Below are 22,595 nucleotides of genomic sequence, written 5' to 3' on the forward strand. Positions count from 1 at the left end.
ACTACATTTTCTAATATCCCTATTCCACTTCTTTTACGGTTTTCCGTATTGTCCGCATCCGTTAGCAGAGTACCTTTGATAGCGAATACAAGATGATATATACTATGAAAGCAAAAACAATCATTAGAACGATACCTTTTTGGCGATCCAAAGGCTGTAGGCCGAGATAAGTATATAAGACGGAATCAGCTAGGCAATAGCGTAGGAGTCTGCTGTGCCATACGATAGCAGTGAATAAAAGCTTCATTCCGTGAGGGTGGCTATATGTAGTTTATTCACTACAAAAGTAAAAAGATGCATTCACCTGGCTTTGAAATATGAGATGCATTAATTATCTTAGAGACAGATTATTAACCGTAATCCCAAAAGTGCTATATCAGTTGACAACGAAAAGAGTGTGAACAGCATGTTGCGATCAACTCATTTCAAAAAAATAAATACCATTTATAATGTTTATAAACCTCTTTAAAATTTCACCTAAGGATACTACAGGCAGAAGAGCATCAGAAGATTTCGCAACAGAAATCCTAGCGGGCCTGTTGCGGTGCGAGTCGGATTTTGCTCGGTCCTTTTATCAAATGGCAGGACTGCCAGATCGAACATATTCAGCGAAAACACAACAATATTATACATTAGAATCACGACCTAATTGTAAAATAGATCTGGTGCTTGAAAGCGAAGATATACTTTGTTTTATCGAGATAAAGGTAGAATCTTCAGAAGGCAACGAACAACTGGATAGATATTGCGAAGTATTGGATAATATTAAAGGGAAGAAAACACTGCTTCGCTATTGTACCAAGTACCGAGAAGAAAAAGAAATTAGCAAGCATGACTTTTTTCAGTTTACTTGGCATCACGTTGCAAAGCTATTAAGCCAGTATCACGGTAAACCATATTTAACAGATTATTACGAATTTTTAAAAACCCAAAAAATGGCCGATAATTTTCAAATTACAGCGGAGAAACTGAAAGCAGCAGAAGTACTACAAGATACGTTAAAGACTTTCGATCACTATTTGAGCAATAGCAAAAAAGATTTTGAAGCCTGTTTTGGTAGAGTAGGAACAGATAATGCAAGCAAATCAAAGTTTGGTATCAACAAGGATAATAGGATAGGATACCGCATAACAAATATTTTGAATCTCGAGATATACAATGAGATTATGTATAGCATTGATTTGGATACTCAATTATTGAATGTCCACCTGTTCATCTCTAGGGATTCCAGTTATGAACAAGCATTTTCTGATGCAGAAAAATTAGGATTCAAATTTGTCAGCTCTATAAATGGAATTGCTATACATCGAACCCAACAACTTGCCGAATATCTTAATATAGAAGACCCTTCTATGGAAATCACATGCTGGTACCAAAATGCTTTTGAACGGTTTAAGATTTTTTTGGATAATAACGGACATATATTCGTAAAAAAATCTTTTATAAACGAAGGAGTGAACGATCGAGAGGTATCATCTCCGTCTATTTAGTCATGCAGTTTCTTATAGGACATAAAATCAATTTAGGAAGCTCACGTAAGTTTATAAAAAATAGATAATTTTTAAAACACATAAGATGTTAACGGTAAAAAATTTATTTAGAAATGCCACTACGCAGAAGCTATCAGTAAAAAGGTTTATGCATTATTTTTTTTATAAATAATAAACTATGGTACTTAAAATCCTTCATACAGCAGACTGGCACATCGGTCAACTGTTTCACGAATACGACCGTACCTACGAACATCAACAGTTCTTAGACTGGCTGGTGCAGACACTAGAAACAGAACAAATTGATGTCTTACTGGTCAGTGGCGATGTTTTCGATATTTCGAACCCAGCGGCGGCATCGATAAAAATGTTCTATACATTTTTGAACCAAGCCACAAGGGCGAACCCGGATGTACAAATTGTTATCACAGCAGGCAATCACGACTCAGCTTCCCGCTTAGAAGCACCCAAGCCACTTCTAGAATCCTCCAATGTTCATATCATAGGCGTGGTAGAAAAGGACGAAGAAGGAGAAATAGATTATAAAAAGATGGCCGTACCGTTGCACGATGCATCGGGAACAGTCCGTGTGTGGTGTCTTGCAGTTCCGTTTTTACGCATGGGCGACTATCCATCAGTTCCAGATTGTACAAATCCTTATACAGAGGGAGTAACCGCCTTATACAGCAAAGCCTTTGAATACATCCAGCAGAATAAACAAGAAAAGCAATCTATCATCGCTATGGGGCATTTGCATGCCCAACAAGCCGAGGTAACCGATTTAGATAAAGCGGAGCGTCTTATTATGGGAGGAGTAGAGAGTATCTCGGCACAAGCATTTAATCCTGAAATAAAATACGTCGCGTTGGGCCATATTCACAAAGCGCAGCGCATAGGCGGGAAAGAGCATATCCGCTATTCCGGGAGTCCGCTTCCTATGTCATTCTCCGAGTTAAACTATAAGCATCAAGTTATCACCTTTGAATTGGATGCGGAGGTCAGTAACCTCAGATCGATTGAAATTCCAGTATTTGTTCCGCTTCAACGGATCCCACTTAATGCCCAACCGTTGCCAGAAGTCCTTACGTTGTTAGAGCAATTGCCTGCAAAAGGTAATGTAGCAGAAACAATTCCCTATCTCGAGGTGCGCGTACTGCTCGATGGACCCGAACCAGATTTACGACACAAAGTAGAAACAGCTTTGATAGGTAAGAATGTTAGACTCGCTAAGATCGATGTAAAATACCCCAGCTCTAAAAGTGAAGCAGCAGAGTTTATTACACACGATAAGCTCAACGAACTACAACCCTTAGACGTGTTCGCTAAAGTTTATCAATCCCGATATAGCACCGAAGTACCTACCGATATCTTGCAGCTATTTCAGCAAGTAGCCCAGGAAGTAAACCAAGCCGCCGAATAAGATGAAGATATTAGCTATTCGAATTAAAAACCTAGCCTCGTTAGAAGGACAGACGGAAATAGATTTCACTTCCGAACCTTTGTGCTCGGCCGGAATATTTGCCATTACGGGATCGACAGGAGCAGGCAAGTCCACTATCCTTGATGCACTATGTCTTGCACTGTATGGCAAAACACCTCGATATCTTCAGGCAAAAGAAGTAGGTATTGAAATTCATGACGTTCAGGGAACCAAGATTGGCCAAGGCGATGTGCGGGGTATCTTGCGGGATGGCACCGCCGAAGGATTTGCAGAAGTAGATTTTGTAGGCATCGACGGGCAGCAATACCGTAGCACATGGAGTGTACGTCGTGCCAGAAACAAAGCCGAAGGCAGCATGCAGGCCGACTCGATCGTATTAAAAAACATCACATCACATATCGATATACCGGGCAAGAAAGCAGAAACCTATAAAGAAATAGAGCGTTTGGTAGGCTTAAACTTTGAGCAGTTTACGCGTTCTGTATTACTTGCGCAAGGCGATTTTACCGCCTTCATGAAAGCGAGCAAGGATGAAAAATCGTCCCTTCTCGAGAAACTTACCGGTACACATATCTATTCCGAAATATCGAAAAGGATATACGATAACTATAAACTTGAAGAGCAGCAACTTCGTGACCTTAATTTCCGAAAAGAAGGCATCGTAATTCTTACCGAAGAAGAAACCCAATCTCTGCATGAGGAAAGATTACAGCTAGAGGCAGATATCAAGATAAAGGAAAAAGAAATAGAAGACCTCACAACAGAAATCAACTGGCATGAGGAGCTTGCGAAGTTACACACAGCACAGCATAGCGCCCATATTCTTTTACAGCAAGCTGTAGAAGCAAAAGAGAATGCCAGCGACCGGAAACAAAAGCTATTTCATACGGAGCAAGCCCAAAAAACAAGAAGCTGGTCAGACGCCCTTAAACATGCACAACAACAGCAGGGAGATAAGAAAGCCACTCTCACGACACTAAAAGAATCCATAGCCCAGCTTGATGGTCAAAAGTTAGCATTAGACGCCCAATTCCTAACGTTGGAAACAGATCTAAAAGCAAAAAATAATGCGTTTAATGATGCAGCTCCGTTATTGGCCGAAGCTAGACGACTTGATACCCTCCTTTTAGAAAAAAGAGATCAATTGGTAAAAGCCAAAGAAGATGCAGATGTAGCTTCGTTGAAAAGCAGCCAACACCAACAAGTAGTCGAGGATAAACAAGCAGCCCTGACTAAACTTTTGCTTGAGATAGAGAAGCTTGAAGCATGGAAAGCAGAAAATATAGATCGCCGGCCCATTGCTGAAAACAAAGAGATCATTCTCTCAAAGCTACAGGATGCCCATAAGCTTTTGGAAGCGCTGCAGTCCGCCGTCAACGAACTTGCAGGATTACAGCAAAAAATTACTAAAGCGGAAACGGAAAAGGGAGAGCTTGAAACTTTACTCGGTAAGCAAAGGCAAGAATGGGACGATCTCAAAAAGACATACGATGCGCAATCCATTGGATTATCGCTTGTCGCTATCGAATCCCTTAGTAAAGAAAAGGAAGAAACCGATCGGGCTGTAGAAGAGGTTATACAAGGTCGGGCCCGCTGGCAGTTGCTTTATCACGAGATGGAAGGCTATGAGCGATTAACGCAGAAGCAGTTAAAAGACCAGACGGATTATAAGGCTAAGGCCGAAAGAATGCAAGCGCTTAGCCAACAGCTCGCCAGTGAAAAGATACAGAAAGAGACATCTGCACAACTGCTACACAAAGCACGTTTGTCAGCTTCTGAAAATGTAGAAGCGCTGAGAGCTACACTTGTTGACCATGAACCCTGTCCGGTATGCGGTAGTGAGGATCATCCTTACGCGCTGCACAATCCGCAGTTGAACAATGTATTAGCGACGCTTGAAGCGACTCATTTAGAAAATGAGCAAACCTATCTTAATAGTTATCGCCAACACAATGCATTGGAGCAGGAATGTCAAAGCTTACAGCTCACCATTCACGAGCAAAGTGAGGAAATCAGTACGAAAAAGTCCGTACTACATGGTAGTGTGCAACAATGGGAAAGCAGCACTGTCGGAAAAGAAAGTGTGGATATAAGCAATGATATAAAAGCACAATGGATCGACGAAAAACTCGAATCGCTTAAAACAACGCAAAGAAATTTACAGACGCAAATTCAGTCTTATAACAATCAAAAAATAGCGTTGGAGTCTATTAAAGCCGAACTCGACCACTTGAAGGAGTCTATCGATGGCTGTAGCGGACAACTAAAAGACACGGTGGCAGCCTTGGCCCTTTATCACCAACAGCACCAGAACCAAACTATACAACGGGAAAATGCACGCGTCGCAATTCTAAAAGTAGAAGAATTGCTTAGTCCTTATTTCAATTCCCCGGATTGGATGGAGAATTGGAAGAGTGCACCAGCACCATTCTTAGATCGCATCAATACATTCGCGACCAGATGGAAAGAGAATACCGATAAGCTGGAAGAAAACAACCACCAACACGGAATTCTGGCGGCAACGCTCCATGAACTGGAAAGTCAGGCCAAAAAGCTGATAAGCGAAAGCTCCGACAAACAGGCGGTGCACACCCTACAGAATAAAAGCTATAAGGAGTTAGAAAACCAGCGCCAGGCTATTTTCCGTGGCCAAAGCGCAGAGGATATCGAGGTACAATTAAAGCAAGCTATAACAGCAGCTCAGCAGCAGCTCGAGGACTTAAAAAAAGTACAACAACTATTAAGCATAGATATTACTAAAGCCCTTACACAACAGGAAGAATTAATTGCTGCAATAGAAGTATTGGAAACAGATACCACAGTTGCGATTAAAAAAATGCAAAACTGGCTTGATAGTTATAACCTACAGCATAGCTTATCATTAACTATGGATACGCTCCACGATCTACTTTCATTACCAAGCGACTGGATCGAAACCGAGCGTACTGCGTTACAGATAATAGAAGAGGAGGTAACGAAGGGTACATCCATCGTCAACGAACGAACGCATCAACTGGCAACGCATAGACAAAAAAGTTTATCCGAGCGACCGTTGGATGAACTCAATGCATTGATCGTCGCCACAAGAACAGATGCAGAGCAAAAGAAACAGACTAAGGGCGAAATTGGATTTAAACTGCAGCAAGATAAATCCAATAAAGAACGCATTGGCGAATTATTAAAAAGCATAGCTGCGCAGACAATCATATCAGAACGCTGGGGCAAGCTTAATGAAATCATAGGTTCAGCCGATGGCAAGAAGTTCCGGCAAATTGCGCAGGAATATACGCTTGATGTTTTGCTCGGCTATGCAAATATTCACCTCCAAGTATTGGCCAATCGATACAAGATAGAACGTATTCCGACAACACTTGGTCTACAGGTCGTCGACCAGGATATGGGCGATGAAGTACGTACCGTCTATTCGCTTTCAGGTGGAGAATCATTTTTGGTATCGCTTGCCTTGGCATTAGGTCTCGCTTCTTTATCATCAAGCCGAATGAAAGTAGAATCCTTATTTATCGACGAAGGCTTTGGTTCGTTAGACCCTACGACACTCAATATCGCTATGGATGCCTTAGAAAGGCTGCACAATCAGGGGCGCAAAGTGGGGGTCATTTCGCATGTACAGGAAATGACGGAACGGATTCCCGTACAGATTATGGTGAGTAAACAGCAGAGCGGAAAGAGTAAGGTGGAGGTTTTGGGATAAGTAAAAAATTATTAACGATGTTTAAATAAATAAAAAATGGAAAGATATCGAAACTTAGGAGGAGATTCTGCTGTGTTAGCTTACGCGATTGGATCCGAATTTATCAGTGTTCAATTTAGAGGAACTGCTAAAATTTATACTTATAGCTACAGAAAAGCAGGTCGCACCCACGTAGATGCTATGAAAAAGTTAGCTAGCACCGGACAGGGGTTGAATAGTTACATAAATAAAAACGTCAAATTTAAATACGATAGGTAATAACGAGGAAAAATAAAAACTAACTATGAATACACTTTCAATAGATCTTGAGTACTGCTTTGGAATTGGTAAATTCCAACATGAATTTAAGTTTGCAGATAAGCAGACGAACACTTTCCTTATATATGCACCAAATGGCACAATGAAAACTTCTTTTGCCAAAACATTTGACTCGATAGCTAAAGATGATAAAAAAAATATGCCTCGGGATAGAGTGTATGAAATTAGAACATCTAGATATGATATATTGGTTGACGGTGAGCAGATTTTACCTGAAAGTATTTTGGTGATCAATGCTGAGAATGACGGAATAGATGGATCCAGTAAAATAAGTTCATTTATTGCAAGTAAAGAACTTAAACAAAAATACGATACTGTTTATTCGGAACTAGAGCTCCAAAAGACAGAGTTTATAAAAAAACTAAAGGCTGTGTCTCAAAGTTACGATTGTGAAAAGGAGATAATGGAAACATTTTCAGAGAATCATAAAGACACTTTCTTTGATGTAGTAGAACGTGCATTTCGAAATGGCGCGAGTACAATTGGTAAATATAACTTCAGGTATAATGATATTTTCGATAGAAAGGAAAACGTCAAAAAGTTTTTGGATAAGAATACTGCTGTATTAGACAAATATATGTCAGATTACAAGGTCTTGTTAGCAAACTCTAAGTTTTTCAAAGAAGCAGATGGTAAGTCCTTTGGAACCTATCAAGCTAATGAATTGTTAAAATCAATAGAGGACAATTCTTTTTTTGATGCTGGGCATAAGTTTGTATTGGAGGATGATACCGAAATTTTCAATTTCCAACAGTTGCAAGACGTCGTTAAGCAGGAAATCGAAAGAATTGTAAATGATGTTAAATTAAAGGCTTCTTTCGAGAAAGTCGATAAGGCTATAGCATCAAATGTTGAGCTCAGAGCCTTCAAGAAAGTCATCGAGAAAGAGAATTTATTGCTTGTAGAATTAAAAGATTATGACGCTTTCAAGGAAAAGGTGTGGGTTAGTTTTTTGAGTGAGTTAGAATCCGAAACAAAGAGCTTAATCGATTTCTATTTATCTAAAAAGTCTGAATTAGAGAAAATTGTTGAGGAAGCTAAGAAGGAGTCAGCGTTATGGACACAAATTATCGATAAATTCAATAATCGTTTCTATGTTCCTTTTAAAGTGGTATTAACGAATCATGATGATATAGTTTTAAAACAGCAAACTGCAAGTTTAGATTTCCTCTATTCGGATGGCACCGAACCATTAGCTGTAAATAAAAGAAAAGAAGATCTTTTAAATATATTAAGCCGAGGGGAACGGAGAGCGTATTTCATTCTACAATTTTTATTTGAAATAGAATCGAGGAAAAGTAGTGCTGTTGAGCAACTTTTAGTTTTTGACGATGTGGCCGATTCTTTTGATTACAAAAACAAGTATGCCATTATTGAATACATTAATGAATTGCATTTGTCAAACACTTTTAAGATTTTGATTCTTACTCATAACTTTGATTTTTATAGGACAATATCCTCTCGTCTAAATTTGTACAGGCAATCGTCAATGGCAATTGGAGACGATCAGAGGAATATATTTCTAAAAGATGGATTATATATGAATGATGTTTTTAAGACTTATCTCAAGAATATAGACAATCCTAAGGTGTTTATCAGCTTAATTACATTTGTTAGAAATATAATCGATTATACTGATTCGAATAAGTGTGATGATTATGATAAATTGACTAGTTGCCTGCATTTTAAAGAGAATTCCGATAAGATTTTAGTAAGCGACTTACTAACTCTATATAAGAATAGATTTAGTAAAGTCGCAGAGACAGAGATCCCTTTTGAAGAAAGTGCGAAAATCCAAGATTTTATATTTGAGGTTGCTAATAGTATTATTAAAGAGGGTAGTATTGACCAAATAAATTTGGAGAATAAAATTATTTTGGCAATTGCGTCTAGGCTTAGAGCTGAGCGATACATGATATCCAAATTGCCTGATCTAGATTTAAAGATTCTTGATTATAACCAAACTAGAAAATTGACAGCAGCATATCAGCAGAAATATCCAGATAGTTCTAACCTCGGTATTATTGGTAGAGTAAACTTAATGACACCTGAGAATATCCATGTCAACTCTTTTATGTATGAGCCACTATTAGATATGTCCGTTTTTCACTTAGTAGATACATATAAAGCGGTTTTAGTTTTAAAGTAATTTTTAAAAGGCTCAGAAAATACTTATCTTAGTAGCGTACAGGACTCGTGGAGATTTAGAGAATTAAGATTATTTAATAATCTAAAATTTTACGCGATGAAAAATTGTGCAACATGTAGTGGCCATAGGCCTGTTTTTGTTAGATCTTATACTAGAATACGGTACGGCCGTCTAGAGAACGTAAGTCAACATTGTAGATCCTATCCCGGTCAGCTTACATTATTTTAAAAGCAAGGTTATTACCTTGCTTTTATCTTATAAAGCGAGAGTTGATTCACTATGATAATCCAAACTAGGATAGATTCGCTACACTAGAAATGTTTGTTTATGAATTAGATGTATCCAAATAATTCTTCATCATTGCATCCGCACGGTGCTTGATTTTGTTTCTGAAGCTTTCTGGAGATAATACTTTCGTTTGCTCGCCGTAGGATAAGATTAATGTTTCTAGTTCAAAATTGGGTATCACTTCGATTTCGATGATTAGGCCAGTCTCATTATTCGATATTTTTCTTAGTGACCCATGAAGCGGTTTTGAGATCACATATGGAGCAGCAGCAGGACTAAACCACAATCTAATTTTTTCTACACTTTTGGACTCAAACGAGACGCCAACAATGTCTTCAAAATATTCTTCGAAATTCCATTCTGTGTTTTCTATATATGTGTGCTTACCTTCGTCTATGGACAATATACGGTCTAGTGCTAGATTGGTCAGATTTGGATATCCTTTATTTCTGCCAAACAAGAACCATCGATTATTATATTCACGAAGGTGATAGGGAGATATGTCAAAAGCTGTCTCCTTCTCATTTTTAAAAGATTGGTAGCGAATATGTAGAGTCGATTTGTTGAGTATAGCATGAAATAGCCTACCTAGGTTTTCTATCCCCTTGAGGTATCTATTGTTATCGTGGCTCATTATCAGCTGATCTGTCTTTTCGAGGAAAAAAGTTTCTTCTAACTTTGTGCCAAGTTCCTGCACCCAGCCCATCTGAGGAAGTCCCTCGATCTTTGATAAGGTTTCCAGCGCATTTTTTAATTGTTGTATATCTGCAGCATTCAAGCTTTTGTTGTACAACTTGAATTCCGGGTCACTATATCTTACGTACGATTTTCCATACTTCTTATAAGACTCTATAGGGGCATTTCCCCCTTCAGGGCTACGGAGATGCTGTATGTCTCCACGCAATGTACGTATACTGATGCCACTATTCGCGCCGTTTATTTCTTGCAATTCCTTATTTATACAATCCAGTAGGTCATCGAAGCTATACCTTTTTTGCGGATTGGACAGGCAGTTGTCTATAATTCTGTGCCGTATCAGAGCTTGTTTGTTAGCAGCCATATTTTAAGGTAATCGATTTTTTTTAAAGATAATCATTACTGTGCAAATAGATTGCATAGTGGTATGATAGTTTTGTATGCAAGTAGTCAATGAAGTCTGCTTTTAAATAAAATTAACTATGGCAACAAATCCGCCAAAAGGAGATGGGCATCGCAATGGAGCCGTGCGAAGCCGCAGTCAGGTGAATAATCCTACGACTGGACAATGGGTCAAGCGCGATGCTGACACAGGGAGATTTATGGACGTTAAAAAGGATGGCACACCTTTCAAAGGTGTCAGAAAGGAGAAGTAAAATGGACAAGTATTACGTAAACAACACCGCACAGTTCAATGGTGACCATGAAGTGCATAAGCAAGGGTGTTATTGGCTCGGTCAAGCCAACAGTGTGAAAGACCTAGGGTATCACAGCAGTTGTTATTCGGCTGTTCGAGAAGCTAAAAAGTATTATACTAAAACTAATGGTTGTGCGACCTGTGCGAACGCATGTCACACGAGTTAACATTATCTAGTAACAACAGATTTTCATGAAAAACAACTGACTGCCCCTTCGATGAGGAGGGGCTTTATTCTTTCATCCATTGTTTTATCCTAAAAAATTACGTATTTTGTATCCGCAAACAATTTTCAATAATTCGACGATGAGCCAGCCGCATATCTATACCAAAGACGATATTGCCAAAATTGGCAATACACTTGTTTATTTTGCAGAGCGTGTGCCGGATCTGTCTAAGACCAAGTTGTTAAAGCTGGTTTACCTTCTGGAAGAGACCTCGATCCGCAAATGTGCGCGTCCTTTCTTAAATCTAGACTTTGAAGTCTGGAAACTTGGCCCGGTTGCTAAAGATTTGTTTTCCGACTTAAGTTCTACCGAGCAATATATGCTCAAAGATTATATACGAACACATCCAGAGGAAGAGGGTAGGACATATGTTTCCGCCATTCAAGATTTCGAAGATGACGAGTTTTCCGATACAGAACTTTCTATATTGGACGATGTTATTGATAAGTTTGGACACCTTACGGCCAAAGAATTGGTTGGGCTTACCCATAGTCCACATTCACCTTGGACAATGACTGCCAAGCAGGAAGGTGTTTTGGATGATTTGTTGAATGAGCGGGTTATCACTACGGACTTTAAGATTGACTTCAATACGTTGCTAGACGAAAAAGGGCAAGAGGCCTATGCACAGCATCTCGAATATTTGAATGCTTCAAAATCCTTAAAATAATGCGCTTATGTTTACTCCTGGAAACATACTCTATTTTACGCCGTTTTATTTTAAGAACGGTGCCGCCAGTAAAAACAAGTACTTTATCGTACTGAAAGATATCGATGGTCAATTAATCTTGGCATCTTTGCCTACTAGCAAAATCTATCTTCCCCATCGCGTTCCCGAAGATCATGGCTGTGTCGAAGTGCCTGAGGGTTGTATCAACTGCTATCTTTTTGTTCGGGATCGCATAATCGGGAAGAACGGCTTTACATTCCCCGTACTTACCGCCATATATGGGCAGGAGATCGATATGTATGATAAACATGTTATACAAGATCAGTATCCATTGGAAAATGTCCATTATAAAGTTCTTGATTGTTTGTTGCCTAATGAACTGGACGAAGTATTGTATTGCTTGCGCAATTCCAGTTCGGTAAAGCGTAAATACAAGAAGATTTTATAACTCACAAGATATTTGAGTGAATATCCCATAAACCCTCCATAAATACTCTTGTAATTTTCTTTAAACTCATTAGAGAATCGTTTTCTTCCTTTTTATTACAATGTGCAAATACGTTGCACACGCCCTCTAGAAATTTGTCTTATAAATTTTAATAATTGGCATATGAATAAAAATTACAGACAACTAGTGGGGCTTAATTTCACTTTCCTTGTCTTTTTTAGTTGGCGGCTCAATTAATGGAATAAATTCAATTGTGTTCATTTTATTACGTTTGTTTTTAAATATCGTCTAAGGTTTCCGGCTTTGCGATGGTGGGGCAACCGAAGTACAAATCTGTTTTTTTGTGCAAAAGTTCAATCGAAGAGTTGCCATTGAACTTTGCAGTTTGGCCCCGCTTTTCCAATACCTTGTTAGCGGTTCGGTTTTTATTTCATCTAGTAGTCTGCAATATCAAGCTTTTTAAATAATGTTTGAAATAAATTAAGTGCTTCAAGTTGTGGTTTCAAGTTAGGTGAACATTTTATTTTAATGTGAATCATATCACTTCCTTCTTCATCATCATATGCAAGATTTAGACTTATACTATTTAGCTTGCCATTCAACTTATGTGTAATCCACTGATTCTTTTCGTCATTTGTTCCTTGAAGCTCTAGCTTAAGAATTTTGATTTCTTCCTCCCCAATTTTATAGTCTATTAAATAAGAAAGCATTGTCAAAACGCCAACTAATTTGTCGCTCCAAAACCAAAATCCGTATTCAATTTGTTTATTAAACATTTTTAAAACTGTAATTAGATGCGTTTGACTTTAAACTGACCGCTAACTTTCTGGGACTTTGCGTTCGGTAAATAAAAGCGGTAAACTTTCGGCTACCACGCCACCCCGTCTGACGCAAAACCCTTATTATGCGATCGGCATTTATTCATTGCCCATTTTAAATATTCTTGAATAGTCACCGAATTCGGTGTCCTGTAGTTTTTCTTCAATTACTTTTTTCGCAATTTCAAAGTCAACTACTATACAACCAACTTCCATTGTTCCGCTTCCAGTACTTCCTCCGTCTGTATGTCCAAGTCCTGTCCAACCTAAAATTTCGTCCATTTTTTCTTCAAGTCGGTGTCGTTTGTCAAGGTCTTGTTCAGTTCCAAAGCCGTCAATTTTATATTCTATTTCTAAAAATGCGTAATTGTCTTCGTCAAATTCTGCGTAATCTTCTTTTAGTTTCTCGTCAATTTCTTTTTGAACAGTTTTACGGAAATTTGAAAAAAGTCCGCTCTTAACTTCCTTGTTTTGTCCAGTTTGTCCAACAATTCCCCAATGAACTATTGCGGTTTTTTCGTCTTTTTCCCACGTCTCCCAATAGTGAAGTTGGTTGTCAATTAGTTTATAAAGTTTAAGCATACTATTTGAATTTTCTGTTGTCTGTTTATTGTCTGTCGAACAAGCAAAAAAGGTCAAGGTTAATATTGTCAATATGTAAATTCTCATCTTCACGGTGTGGTCTTTTAAGCTGCCGTATAACGAGCCGCGGCTTGGCGACAGATTAGAACGCCCAAACTTTCAATTTTGCACTAGCCTGAGCAACAGCTTTTTATTATTTACTAAATTATAAAAAAAGGAAATATAAAAAGCTGTTGCGGATAAAAAAAACAGAAACTTTGATTTTATCCCTTAACCCGCCATTTCGCCAAGCCGATGTTGTTATAAGTTGGCATTTTTTTTAGTTTCCATTTTTAAATTGTCTTTCGATTCAATAAGTTTTGTGTCGTTGTCCATTGTCTGCCATTTGAAAACACAAATGTTTTTGCTTTCGCATTCTGGGCGATTCCATAGCCATTCATTTCCGTTTGTCAAGGTAATGTTTGCATTTTGGATTAGGCTTTCAATTGCACTCCTTTTCTCAACTATTTGGTCAAGTGCAACAATGGTGTTCAAGTCCAAGATTTAAGATGTGAAGTTAATTTCTTTTCAATTCTTCATATAGGCCGTAATATGACATTCTCCCCAATGGAGTTGCGACTTCGCTTTCATAAAGATCTTTTATCTGAGTAACCTTCAGGTTTTCTTCTATTCCAGCTCTCCACGCTCTCCATACATCTGTCGGAATACGTTTCTTAGTTTTCCATAAATACTCTTCTGCGCAAAGATTAAAATAATCGATTATCAAATTTCTCTGTTCCATAGTTAGCGAGATTGACTCGTCTGCCTTTAAACAATTGATTAGATCATTAAATCGCGTGTCGTAGCGATCATTAAATGATTTAAATAGTTCCTTGAATAAGATGTCATTTTCAATTTTTATTTTTAGACTTCCAAAGTAGAGTGTAGCTATGGATGCGAGTGCTCCAGCAAGAGCGGTAAAATTAATAACATCTAAAGTATAAATGGTAATAATACCTCCATACGCCATTGCAAATGCAAATGAAGCATAGTTGTAGCTCAAAAACCGTAGTGTTTTGCGTAGAAAAATCTTAATCTTGTTCATCGGGATATTCTTTTTCAATGTGATAGATAACTTTCATATCCTCAAACCAGCCAAATTTCGCTGTCAGTTCTTCAATCGTTCTCTTCGCTTCTTCGGGTGCATCAGGATTTCCAACAAACATTCCAAATTTCGGGTTCTTAAGCCCCCTGGTTGCAGCCAACAGAATAATCTCTTTTTCACGATAATTCGTCTTGTATGCATAAATTTCAAGTGCTTTCTTTAGAATCCAGTCTATTTTGCTCTCGTCTTCTTCTGACGGGTAATATATGATCAGATGTCCTATCCCATTATAGACCGAGTACCTTCTTGCTAATACGCCGTTCTGATCCTGATATTTATTTACTAAGTCGAACAACGTATTTGCCATCATTCTCCTCTCGGTTCGAGAAAGATTCATCAGTTCTCTTGCGAGTGTTTCACCGTCTGAAAGTTTCAGTATGTCATTTTGAACCAAGTTATCGATATAATAACTGGCTTTATTCGCGCGACGTTTTGTCAGGGCAGGATTACTCTTATCATATGACTCCCAAGCACCTTCTAGGCTCAAGGTGATTTCTTTGTATTGGGATGAAGTGTAATCATTTGGAAACTCTCTGCCATTCGTTAAAAAGACTGCAAGCAAATCCCGTTCAGTACATTTGATCAGTACTGTCCTGTCCGAGAATAATAATTTTTCCCTTTCGTCGAGATACTCTACAAAATCCTTTATTGTGTCGAGTTCATTAATGATGGCTTCGAATGTTTCCTTATTAAGGATCGATATGAATCCCTTGCTACTTTCAGAATCGCTAAGTTCATAATGCTCGAACTGTTCTCCTACATTTATAGTAAGCTTGTATACTTTAGAGTATTTCTTAGGATCAAAAAGCTCAGCTTCACGGTCGGGATGCTTAACATAGACGTCACGGTTGGATTTGAACAATTTTCGTTCAGCACCGTTTAACTGTTTAGTAGATTTTTGAATCACCTTTTTCTTATATCGCTCATAGTTGCCATCAAAACTATGATTCTTAACTGATATGAGAATTAGTGTATCCCTAAAGGCTATCAGCAGATCACAAATTTCTTTATTGTCTCCAGTGATGTCTTTAGGATTAGGATAGCACCAATATTTTAAATACGACCTGAATGCCAGCTGATTGACATAATCTTCGCCTACGTCTCCTTTAGATTTATTTTCCATCTTGATTTCGTTTTATTCTAATTCTCTCTGAGTCACTATTCATTATTTGCATAATACTTTAATGGAGGGAATTAAGGAGGCAATCAATAAAAAAAGAAAACCGCCAAGAAAACATATAATTGAGACAAGAATCGCCATTTTATTTGAACACAGTTGCTCGAACGAACTCAATTTATGTTTGCTCTTTTCGACACTGGAAGTTGCAGGAAAGGTAATCTTCTGTCCATTTGAAAATTTAAATCCAGCACCATTTACTAAATTGAATTGTTCAGGTTCAGCGCTACGAGCCTGTGCCATACGAAATTCATAATACCTGTTATTCCTAAAAAAAGTTCCCAGCCAGAAAGTATTAATTATTAGACCTATAATGGATAATACGACTGTCAAGGTACCAAGCCTGTCAAAATTTTCTAATTTACTTTGGAGAATAGTTCCTATTCCGATATTTAAACCGACAAATAAAACATTCATCTGCCATGAAATCTGTCCCTCGTAAAATACCAATTGCAATGAATTCTCATATTTTTGAAGTTCTTCCGCTGATGGATTTTCATCTTTTTCTAAATTATTATCGGACATCTTTAATTAGTTTTTGTTAATATGGTTAATGCAATATAAGAAGAATTAACAAAATCAGTAACGACAGTTAATAAAATAGTTTACTTGCAAGACAGTATCCGGCCTATGAACTACATATCAGTTGATTTCTTGAAGTTTTGTGGATAAAGATCCGTTAGATTTTTATGGTTTATGGAAGCTATATTCTGCAGGGCGTATTTTAGCCACTGAAATGGATTTACCTCGTGTTTTTTGCATATAGCGAAAAAAGAGTATATCATTGCTGCGCGCTGTGCTGCCTCATGGCTTCCTGCAAAGAGGTAGTTTTTACGACCTAGCGCAACTGGGCGAATAGCATTCTCGATAAGATTATTATCGATAAGCAGATTACCGTCATATAAGTATGCTGATAAAGCATCCCATCTTGCGTAAGCATAGCCCATGGCTTTACCGATCTGACTTTTTGGAAGTGTATTCTTGATCTCTTCAAAGATCCATTTGCCCATTTCATTGATTATAGGTAAGGATTCTTCTAGCCGCAGTTCCTTTATCTTTTCTGGAGAAAGATTATCCTGTTTTGCTTTTCGCTCGATAGCATATAGCTGCTGTATCATCAACAGGGCTTTTTCTGCTCTGGGTCTGTCATTATCCAATGCTTTTTCGAACTCACGGCGCGCATGTGCTAGGCAGGCCAGGTGTGTTACCTCTTTCTTTTTGGCATAGCTATCGTATACGGCATAGCCATCCGTCTGGAGATACCCTTTAAAGTTTCCAAGCATGGGCACAGCGGCAATACCACCACGGGTGGGACTATAATCAAATAGCACTGTTCCCTCCAGTGGAGCATGGTATACCCAATAATAACCTTGATGGGCAGCACCTTTTTTATCGCTGTCCAGTACTTTTATTGGCGTTTCAGCGACTTGCAAATAACCCATTGCCTTGGTGTCGAAGACAAGATTTTCATATAACGGTTCCAGTTTTTCCAGTGCCTGTCTGGTCCATCCTTCGATCGTTGATGAGGGGATCTGTATGTTTTCCCTTGCGAAGACCTGCTTCTGTCGGTATAGCGGCATATGGTCCATATATTTCCCGACCAATATCATTGCCAGTAAGCCCGGCCCTGCTATACCTTTGTCGATCACCCGTTCGGGAAGTTCGGCAATGGAGACGCCTGATCCGTCCTTGGGCGCATATTTATAGCGGATATAGCGTTTGATATAGAACTTTGCAGGTTCGCATTCCAGTTCTTCGGTGATCTCTTTGCCTATACACACCATTTCCGAAAGATCTCCCTCTGGGTGGATCTCAACCTCTTCTATAGGAAGGTGTGAAGGCAATTTGGCACGTCCCTTATGATTGGGCCGTTTACGTACATACTCGATCTTTTTTTTGATTTCCTGCTGTTGCTCTTCTACTTTTTCGGGCTCCGTTTGAAAGGGAAGCATGGTCTGGTTGGGATCACCCTCAAAGCGTTCGCGCTTCTGCCCGAACTGCATCCGCTTGTACATGGAAAGCTGAGCTTCCAGATAAACTATCTTTTCATCTCGCTCAGAAAGAGTTTGGTCACGACTGGAAATGACCTTGAGAAGGTCTTCTTTCGAGAGGTTTTCCAGTGCTGTTTCCATAGCATAAAGATACGCAAAAAGTTGCTTTATACATATATAAAAGCATTTTTAAGGAAAAGAAAAACGTCTTTTTTGAATACTTTTTACCACCTGTATACCTTCGACCATCAATACCAGGTCACTCCAGGACAGTTCACCGTCTTTTATGCCCGGCGGCAAAAAAGTACCGCTCTCCAGACGCTTATAATAAAGGACAAAGCCTCCTTTTTCCCAATGCAACAGCTTCATATGCGTACGGCTACGGTTCAGAAATACGAAAACCTCACCACTGGTAGCCTGGCGTTGCATCCCTGAACTGATCAGTCCGCAGAGCCTATCAAAAGATTTTCGCATATCACAGTGGCTATCGTAAAGATAAAAGCGATGCGATGAACCCAACGCAAACATCAGTACAGACGGATCAGTTGGGATAGAAGAGCAAGATCATTTTCGATCTTTATACGTACACCGTTGGGATAAATAACCTCAATATCGTTCCTTCTGGCCGCCTTATAGATTGTTATGAAGCTACCCCTGGAAGTGTCATTTTCTTTACTGCGCGAAAACCAATAATAAAAGGTCGCTTCGTTGATCCCATTTTCCGCGCAATAAGCTTTCTTGCTTTTTCCACTCTGCTGCCAGTCTGCTATCATAGATAGCATACGCACACGTTTTTCTTCTAAGTTGTTCATACAACAAAGCTAAAGCCTAATGGGATCTAAGTCAATATGTACTTCATAGGACGGATACGAGGTTTCAGTATAGTGCCACTGGCATCGTTACAAATGTGGAAAATATTTCAAGTATATGCTGTATTTCACTCTTTTGTATGTATTCCCAAATCCTTTTTTAAACTATCTATACTATTTTTTTCTATTCTGTTTGGAACTGATTTTTCCAAAATACCATTAACTGATTTATTCTCAAAACTAATTAAACTAAAAGAGGTTACTATAAATAGAAACACTATTACCAGAAAAACTAACCAATTTCGTTGTTTTGAGAAGAAATTGGAGAAACCACGCGTAAACGAAAATATAAGTAAAATGAAAATTCCTAAAGATGCTGCCATCGATAACATGAAAAGTGAAGCCTGATAAACCGTTTCTACAAACTTAAATGCAGGAATTGATGAAAGCACAAATGTTATTATGGCTGTAAACAGACTTATTATTTCAATGGACTTTAGATCTTTCTTGTCAAATTCTTTATTGAGTTCTTCTAGTTTTTGTAGGTCACCTTTTAAGCTATGTACTACGCTAGTAAGTGCCTTGACTTCTCGAAATTTTTGTCTGATTTTTGAATAGTTGAAATCGATTGAATCTTTGTAATCAGGTAATACAAAACTAGTGAAAAAAAGTATTTTTGGTAAATCTTTATCGATACTTGATACATCGACTAATGATTCTTCATATGGAAGAATGACAATATAATTATCGTGGCTCTTTGCCCATTCTTTTTTTACGTAATATTCATCTAGAATTGAGCTGCATTCTTCTCCTATTTTTCTTGCATATTTTTTATTGACGCTGATTAGATTTTCCTTTAATGATTTTGAATATTCGTCGTCAATTCTTTCAAGTACATATTCCAAATATTTCATTTGGAGAAAATAGTTATTACTGAGGTGATTTAGCTTACTTTTGCAGTCTAGATATATTTCTTGGTACTTGTCAAGATTATGACTCTTATTCTCTGAAATTAAAGAGAAATAGTTGTTGATGGCATAATTTCGAATAATTTCAATACAATACTGATCGTAGTTATGACGATCGGAAAAATCTGTATCTAGCAGGTACTCTACAATACTTTTTAGTTCACTCTCGGATTTCGAAAAATCTTTATAAAATTTAATTAACCCATGTAATTCGAGTAAACTTAAATTGCTGTATCCCTTCCGTTTTTTTATTAAAGCATCATGGATGTAATAGCCGTACTTGTTTGAATCAGTACAGAAATCATAGTGGTAATAGATTTTGTTATTCCATTCCTCGATTTTGGAAATATTATTTTTTAAGCCATTTAGTGATTTCTCAGTGTTTCCTATTCTATATTTAATAGAGCTTTCTGGATTTTTTCGCTTATATCTTTGATCCCACTTGTGAATCAAAAATTCAAGCTTTATCTCTAGGGCAAATGCTACAGACTGCTGAACGTTTTTTAATTTTTCAACTTGGTGAGCTAGTAAAGCCAAATTACGTAGTTCAGATGGGTCGCTGTTGATTAATAAATCTTTTCTTGATACTTTCAACACTAATTTAAATAGACGAATCACATTCTGAAGCTCATCCGGTAGGTCTGGTATAGTATCTATACTCTCATCTTCGATTTGAAAGTAGTCTTCCGAGCGATTTTTCGAAAAGTTTGCAAAAAGATATTGTAAAAATCTTCGATACTCATCTAGACAATATATAATTGAGTTTGTGAAATTTAGTAGAGCTGCCGTGATATGTATCGAGTCTTCGGCTTCGGTAATTAGTTGCTGTGTTTGCTGAATTAAAAGCGTTATCTTTTCTTCAAACTTTTCGATTGTAAGGAATTCTCCAGATAATAAACTGTAGCTAAGGATTTTTACAACGTCTCTTATTGAGGTTTCCGAATAGCTTGAAAAGATGCCAAGGAGATCTGTGACATTTTGTTCGTTTTCTGAGAAGTTTGTATTATCTAAGGGAAGTTCCTGTATTGAAGAGTTTTCTTTATCAAGACTTGAAATGCGAAATATAGAATCATTAATACTCAGCTGTTCTCCGCCGATCTGATCGTTAGTTTTTTGATTGCTTTCATTTGATATGGAAGTTGTCGTCAATTTGTCATTCGTCTCTATGGTTTTAGAGTCGAGGATATCTTCGACGGTGGCGACTGTTGTTTCTTTGTCTTCTTGTATAGTAGCTCTTTTTAGGCTTGCAAGAGTTTCCGATAACTTTGATTGGTAGCTAGTTACAGTGCTAAATACACCATCTAAATATTGGGTGTCCATTTCGTATTTTTAGAAGCTATATACTTTGTACTCGTTTTTAATAACTTCTATAGGGATTTTCATTTTTGATTTAGATTCCGCTTTAGCTTGAGCAAAATAGTATCGCCAAGAAAACCACTTGTGACTTAACTCAACAAGTTCATAGGCAGACAAGGAAAAAATATTTGGATTTTTCTCCAATAATAAGTCGAATTTAGGATCAACAAGTTCAATAATTTGGCTCTCAAAATTGTTTGTATAGATAGAAGAATGTTTTAATACAGTGTCTCGATTCGTGAACGAAAAAAAAGTAAAACTATTATTTTTCATTGCTGTATAGATGTCTGTTTCAACATGACCTAGTGGCATAGCGTAAACCTGATCAAACTGGTCGATCAGTGAATCATTCTTATCATCGTTAACAGTTGAGAAGAAAAACAGTAATTTCATGCATTTAAGTACACTTAAATCGTTATTGCGGTTTTTGTCACGTAAATGAACAAGAGATTTAAAAATAAAATACTCAAAGATTTGATTTTTCATGTTCAGATTTTCTCATAAATGGATGCAAAGGTAATTATTTAAGTATGATAAATATAGTAATAAATATCATTGTATTTGTTTATCAACCACCAGTTAGTGCAAAAGTTTTCCACACTTCACAAATTCTCTTCCTTATCCAAATCTAACGTAGCCCGTTGTTACTATATATATTAATGATCCCCGCCGAAATAAATCCACATCGGTTCCGTTTGTCCGGCTCTTTCGAATCCGATTTTCTTATAGAAATTGATAGATTTTCCGTCTGCTGTTAACATCTGCATGTGGAAGTCTCTGTATTTCTCCTGCATCTTCACCATAATCAGTTGCCCGATGCCTTTACCGTGATAAGAGGGGAGAACTAGGAGATGCGGATAATACACCACCAGATGTCCATCGGATATCGCATTACCAAGTCCTACCAACGTATCACCTTCCCATGCTGTAATCAGTGTATGCGAATTAACAAGCGCAGGCAACAGCTCCTTTGGCTTATTAGCGGCACTCCATTTATTGGAATGGTACAAAGACAAGATGTTTTCTTCGGTGATATTCTTCGACTCTGATAGTGTTATCTCCATACGTTATTACGGTCTTTAAATTTTATAGTTCAATAATTTGCTATCTATTTACGCTCAGCATACACCACTATCGTACCCGATATCTGGTCGTGGATAGCCCGTTTTCGCGCATTGGTAGATACCGTTATTAATGAAATAGCTCCCAAGAATACCTTCGCGATAAAGCGTACTACCGCAAGCGGAAATATTACGTTTTTACTTACGTCGTCCTCTTTCTTTACGCGCAATCCCATTATCATATGACCAACCGTGCCGCCAAAAATGCTGGTGAACAAGGGATCATACAAGAAGAAGATAAAGAGCAAGCAGATTATTCTTACACTGTCTGGAGCACCGCCAAAGGCAGAAATAATAGCCGAAACGAGGAATAATGATACTAGTACCAGTACGTTGTCGATCACTATCGCTTTTACCCTTTCAAGTAATCCGGGATAGCGTCCTTCCTCTACATATCCTCGCGGAATATTCTCATGATATGCTGTTGTGTCATTCATCGGGTTTATAGTTAATAACTGTTCCACTAATATAAAGTTGTTTTTCGATAAATGCA

The 22,595-nt window shown here is 37.9% G+C and carries 21 protein-coding genes; 8 read left to right on the forward strand and 13 right to left on the reverse strand.

Annotated elements, in window-relative coordinates:
• Positions 1-449: 449 nt before the first annotated feature.
• The 5 genes from FAZ19_RS07150 (at position 450) to FAZ19_RS07170 (ending at position 9,110) form a co-directional block, all read left to right on the forward strand.
• Complete coding sequence (locus FAZ19_RS07150; RefSeq protein ID WP_136820035.1) at positions 450-1,490, forward strand: PD-(D/E)XK nuclease family protein; 1,041 nt, start codon at positions 450-452, stop codon at positions 1,488-1,490.
• Positions 1,491-1,668: 178 nt separating this feature from the next.
• Positions 1,669-2,910, forward strand: a complete 1,242-nt coding sequence (locus FAZ19_RS07155) for an exonuclease SbcCD subunit D (protein ID WP_136820036.1) — start codon at positions 1,669-1,671, stop codon at positions 2,908-2,910.
• Position 2,911: 1 nt separating this feature from the next.
• Entirely contained in the window at positions 2,912-6,643 is a 3,732-nt protein-coding gene (locus tag FAZ19_RS07160; protein WP_136820037.1) for an AAA family ATPase, read from the forward strand.
• Between the two features lie 36 nt (positions 6,644-6,679).
• Entirely contained in the window at positions 6,680-6,901 is a 222-nt protein-coding gene (locus FAZ19_RS07165) for a hypothetical protein (RefSeq protein ID WP_136820038.1), read from the forward strand.
• 25 nt (positions 6,902-6,926) lie between these two features.
• Positions 6,927-9,110 carry a hypothetical protein gene (locus tag FAZ19_RS07170; protein ID WP_136820039.1) on the forward strand — a complete coding sequence of 728 codons (2,184 nt, stop codon included), beginning with the start codon at positions 6,927-6,929 and terminating at the stop codon, positions 9,108-9,110.
• A gap of 325 nt (positions 9,111-9,435) precedes the next feature.
• On the opposite strand, the gene FAZ19_RS07175 is transcribed toward FAZ19_RS07170, so the two are convergent.
• Complete coding sequence (locus FAZ19_RS07175) at positions 9,436-10,458, reverse strand: helix-turn-helix transcriptional regulator (RefSeq protein ID WP_136820040.1); 1,023 nt, start codon at positions 10,456-10,458, stop codon at positions 9,436-9,438.
• Between the two features lie 118 nt (positions 10,459-10,576).
• On the opposite strand from FAZ19_RS07175, the gene FAZ19_RS23835 reads away from it, so the two are divergent.
• The 3 genes from FAZ19_RS23835 (at position 10,577) to FAZ19_RS07190 (ending at position 12,136) form a co-directional block, all read left to right on the forward strand.
• The gene (locus FAZ19_RS23835; RefSeq protein ID WP_169305595.1) at positions 10,577-10,750 is read left to right on the forward strand and encodes a hypothetical protein; all 174 of its coding nucleotides are present in this window, start codon (positions 10,577-10,579) and stop codon (positions 10,748-10,750) included.
• Between the two features lie 347 nt (positions 10,751-11,097).
• Positions 11,098-11,688: a Panacea domain-containing protein gene (locus FAZ19_RS07185; protein ID WP_136820042.1), complete on the forward strand. Its 591-nt coding sequence runs from the start codon at positions 11,098-11,100 to the stop codon at positions 11,686-11,688.
• A 7-nt stretch (positions 11,689-11,695) separates the two neighbouring features.
• Positions 11,696-12,136 carry a hypothetical protein gene (locus FAZ19_RS07190; protein ID WP_136820043.1) on the forward strand — a complete coding sequence of 147 codons (441 nt, stop codon included), beginning with the start codon at positions 11,696-11,698 and terminating at the stop codon, positions 12,134-12,136.
• Between the two features lie 434 nt (positions 12,137-12,570).
• Here FAZ19_RS07190 and FAZ19_RS07195 read toward each other — a convergent pair whose 3' ends face one another.
• From FAZ19_RS07195 to FAZ19_RS07250, 12 genes are all read right to left on the reverse strand, one after another.
• Positions 12,571-12,912, reverse strand: coding sequence for a hypothetical protein (locus tag FAZ19_RS07195; RefSeq protein WP_136820044.1), 342 nt, complete (start codon positions 12,910-12,912; stop codon positions 12,571-12,573).
• Between the two features lie 141 nt (positions 12,913-13,053).
• Positions 13,054-13,536, reverse strand: a complete 483-nt coding sequence (locus FAZ19_RS07200; protein WP_136820045.1) for a WGR domain-containing protein — start codon at positions 13,534-13,536, stop codon at positions 13,054-13,056.
• Positions 13,537-14,092: 556 nt separating this feature from the next.
• A complete protein-coding gene (locus tag FAZ19_RS07205) occupies positions 14,093-14,620 on the reverse strand; it encodes a hypothetical protein (RefSeq protein ID WP_136820046.1) in 528 nt (175 codons plus the stop codon).
• Positions 14,607-15,803, reverse strand: a complete 1,197-nt coding sequence (locus tag FAZ19_RS07210) for a hypothetical protein (RefSeq protein ID WP_136820047.1) — start codon at positions 15,801-15,803, stop codon at positions 14,607-14,609. The genes FAZ19_RS07205 and FAZ19_RS07210 overlap by 14 nt, the downstream gene beginning before the upstream one ends.
• 42 nt (positions 15,804-15,845) lie before the next feature.
• The gene (locus FAZ19_RS07215; RefSeq protein WP_136820048.1) at positions 15,846-16,382 is read right to left on the reverse strand and encodes a hypothetical protein; all 537 of its coding nucleotides are present in this window, start codon (positions 16,380-16,382) and stop codon (positions 15,846-15,848) included.
• A gap of 110 nt (positions 16,383-16,492) precedes the next feature.
• The gene (tnpC, locus tag FAZ19_RS07220; protein ID WP_136820049.1) at positions 16,493-17,989 is read right to left on the reverse strand and encodes an IS66 family transposase; all 1,497 of its coding nucleotides are present in this window, start codon (positions 17,987-17,989) and stop codon (positions 16,493-16,495) included.
• A gap of 48 nt (positions 17,990-18,037) precedes the next feature.
• A complete protein-coding gene (gene tnpB / locus FAZ19_RS07225) occupies positions 18,038-18,376 on the reverse strand; it encodes an IS66 family insertion sequence element accessory protein TnpB (protein WP_136820050.1) in 339 nt (112 codons plus the stop codon).
• Entirely contained in the window at positions 18,376-18,660 is a 285-nt protein-coding gene (tnpA, locus tag FAZ19_RS07230) for an IS66 family insertion sequence element accessory protein TnpA (RefSeq protein WP_229707407.1), read from the reverse strand. Before tnpA ends, tnpB begins: the two co-directional genes overlap by 1 nt.
• Positions 18,661-18,785: 125 nt before the next feature.
• A complete protein-coding gene (locus FAZ19_RS07235; protein WP_136820051.1) occupies positions 18,786-20,945 on the reverse strand; it encodes a hypothetical protein in 2,160 nt (719 codons plus the stop codon).
• Positions 20,946-20,954: 9 nt separating this feature from the next.
• A complete protein-coding gene (locus FAZ19_RS07240) occupies positions 20,955-21,467 on the reverse strand; it encodes a hypothetical protein (protein WP_136820052.1) in 513 nt (170 codons plus the stop codon).
• Positions 21,468-21,637: 170 nt separating this feature from the next.
• A complete protein-coding gene (locus FAZ19_RS07245) occupies positions 21,638-22,045 on the reverse strand; it encodes a GNAT family N-acetyltransferase (protein WP_136820053.1) in 408 nt (135 codons plus the stop codon).
• 44 nt (positions 22,046-22,089) lie between these two features.
• Positions 22,090-22,539: an RDD family protein gene (locus FAZ19_RS07250; RefSeq protein WP_136820054.1), complete on the reverse strand. Its 450-nt coding sequence runs from the start codon at positions 22,537-22,539 to the stop codon at positions 22,090-22,092.
• Between the last annotated feature and the right edge of the window lie 56 nt (positions 22,540-22,595).

The organism is Sphingobacterium alkalisoli (assembly GCF_005049105.1).
Lineage (GTDB): Bacteria > Bacteroidota > Bacteroidia > Sphingobacteriales > Sphingobacteriaceae > Sphingobacterium > Sphingobacterium alkalisoli.

Excerpts from the sequence above, each read along its gene's own strand:
- FAZ19_RS07150 (WP_136820035.1), top strand. The coding sequence starts at position 450 with ATGTTTATAAACCTCTTTAAAATTTCACCTAAGGATACTACAGGCAGA.
- FAZ19_RS07155 (WP_136820036.1), top strand. The coding sequence starts at position 1,669 with ATGGTACTTAAAATCCTTCATACAGCAGACTGGCACATCGGTCAACTG.
- FAZ19_RS07160 (WP_136820037.1), top strand. The coding sequence starts at position 2,912 with ATGAAGATATTAGCTATTCGAATTAAAAACCTAGCCTCGTTAGAAGGA.
- FAZ19_RS07165 (WP_136820038.1), top strand. The coding sequence starts at position 6,680 with ATGGAAAGATATCGAAACTTAGGAGGAGATTCTGCTGTGTTAGCTTAC.
- FAZ19_RS07170 (WP_136820039.1), top strand. The coding sequence starts at position 6,927 with ATGAATACACTTTCAATAGATCTTGAGTACTGCTTTGGAATTGGTAAA.
- FAZ19_RS07175 (WP_136820040.1), bottom strand. The coding sequence starts at position 10,458 with ATGGCTGCTAACAAACAAGCTCTGATACGGCACAGAATTATAGACAAC.
- FAZ19_RS23835 (WP_169305595.1), top strand. The coding sequence starts at position 10,577 with ATGGCAACAAATCCGCCAAAAGGAGATGGGCATCGCAATGGAGCCGTG.
- FAZ19_RS07185 (WP_136820042.1), top strand. The coding sequence starts at position 11,098 with ATGAGCCAGCCGCATATCTATACCAAAGACGATATTGCCAAAATTGGC.
- FAZ19_RS07190 (WP_136820043.1), top strand. The coding sequence starts at position 11,696 with ATGTTTACTCCTGGAAACATACTCTATTTTACGCCGTTTTATTTTAAG.
- FAZ19_RS07195 (WP_136820044.1), bottom strand. The coding sequence starts at position 12,912 with ATGTTTAATAAACAAATTGAATACGGATTTTGGTTTTGGAGCGACAAA.
- FAZ19_RS07200 (WP_136820045.1), bottom strand. The coding sequence starts at position 13,536 with ATGCTTAAACTTTATAAACTAATTGACAACCAACTTCACTATTGGGAG.
- FAZ19_RS07205 (WP_136820046.1), bottom strand. The coding sequence starts at position 14,620 with ATGAACAAGATTAAGATTTTTCTACGCAAAACACTACGGTTTTTGAGC.
- FAZ19_RS07210 (WP_136820047.1), bottom strand. The coding sequence starts at position 15,803 with ATGGAAAATAAATCTAAAGGAGACGTAGGCGAAGATTATGTCAATCAG.
- FAZ19_RS07215 (WP_136820048.1), bottom strand. The coding sequence starts at position 16,382 with ATGTCCGATAATAATTTAGAAAAAGATGAAAATCCATCAGCGGAAGAA.
- tnpC (WP_136820049.1), bottom strand. The coding sequence starts at position 17,989 with ATGGAAACAGCACTGGAAAACCTCTCGAAAGAAGACCTTCTCAAGGTC.
- tnpB (WP_136820050.1), bottom strand. The coding sequence starts at position 18,376 with ATGTTTGCGTTGGGTTCATCGCATCGCTTTTATCTTTACGATAGCCAC.
- tnpA (WP_229707407.1), bottom strand. The coding sequence starts at position 18,660 with ATGAACAACTTAGAAGAAAAACGTGTGCGTATGCTATCTATGATAGCA.
- FAZ19_RS07235 (WP_136820051.1), bottom strand. The coding sequence starts at position 20,945 with ATGGACACCCAATATTTAGATGGTGTATTTAGCACTGTAACTAGCTAC.
- FAZ19_RS07240 (WP_136820052.1), bottom strand. The coding sequence starts at position 21,467 with ATGAAAAATCAAATCTTTGAGTATTTTATTTTTAAATCTCTTGTTCAT.
- FAZ19_RS07245 (WP_136820053.1), bottom strand. The coding sequence starts at position 22,045 with ATGGAGATAACACTATCAGAGTCGAAGAATATCACCGAAGAAAACATC.
- FAZ19_RS07250 (WP_136820054.1), bottom strand. The coding sequence starts at position 22,539 with ATGAATGACACAACAGCATATCATGAGAATATTCCGCGAGGATATGTA.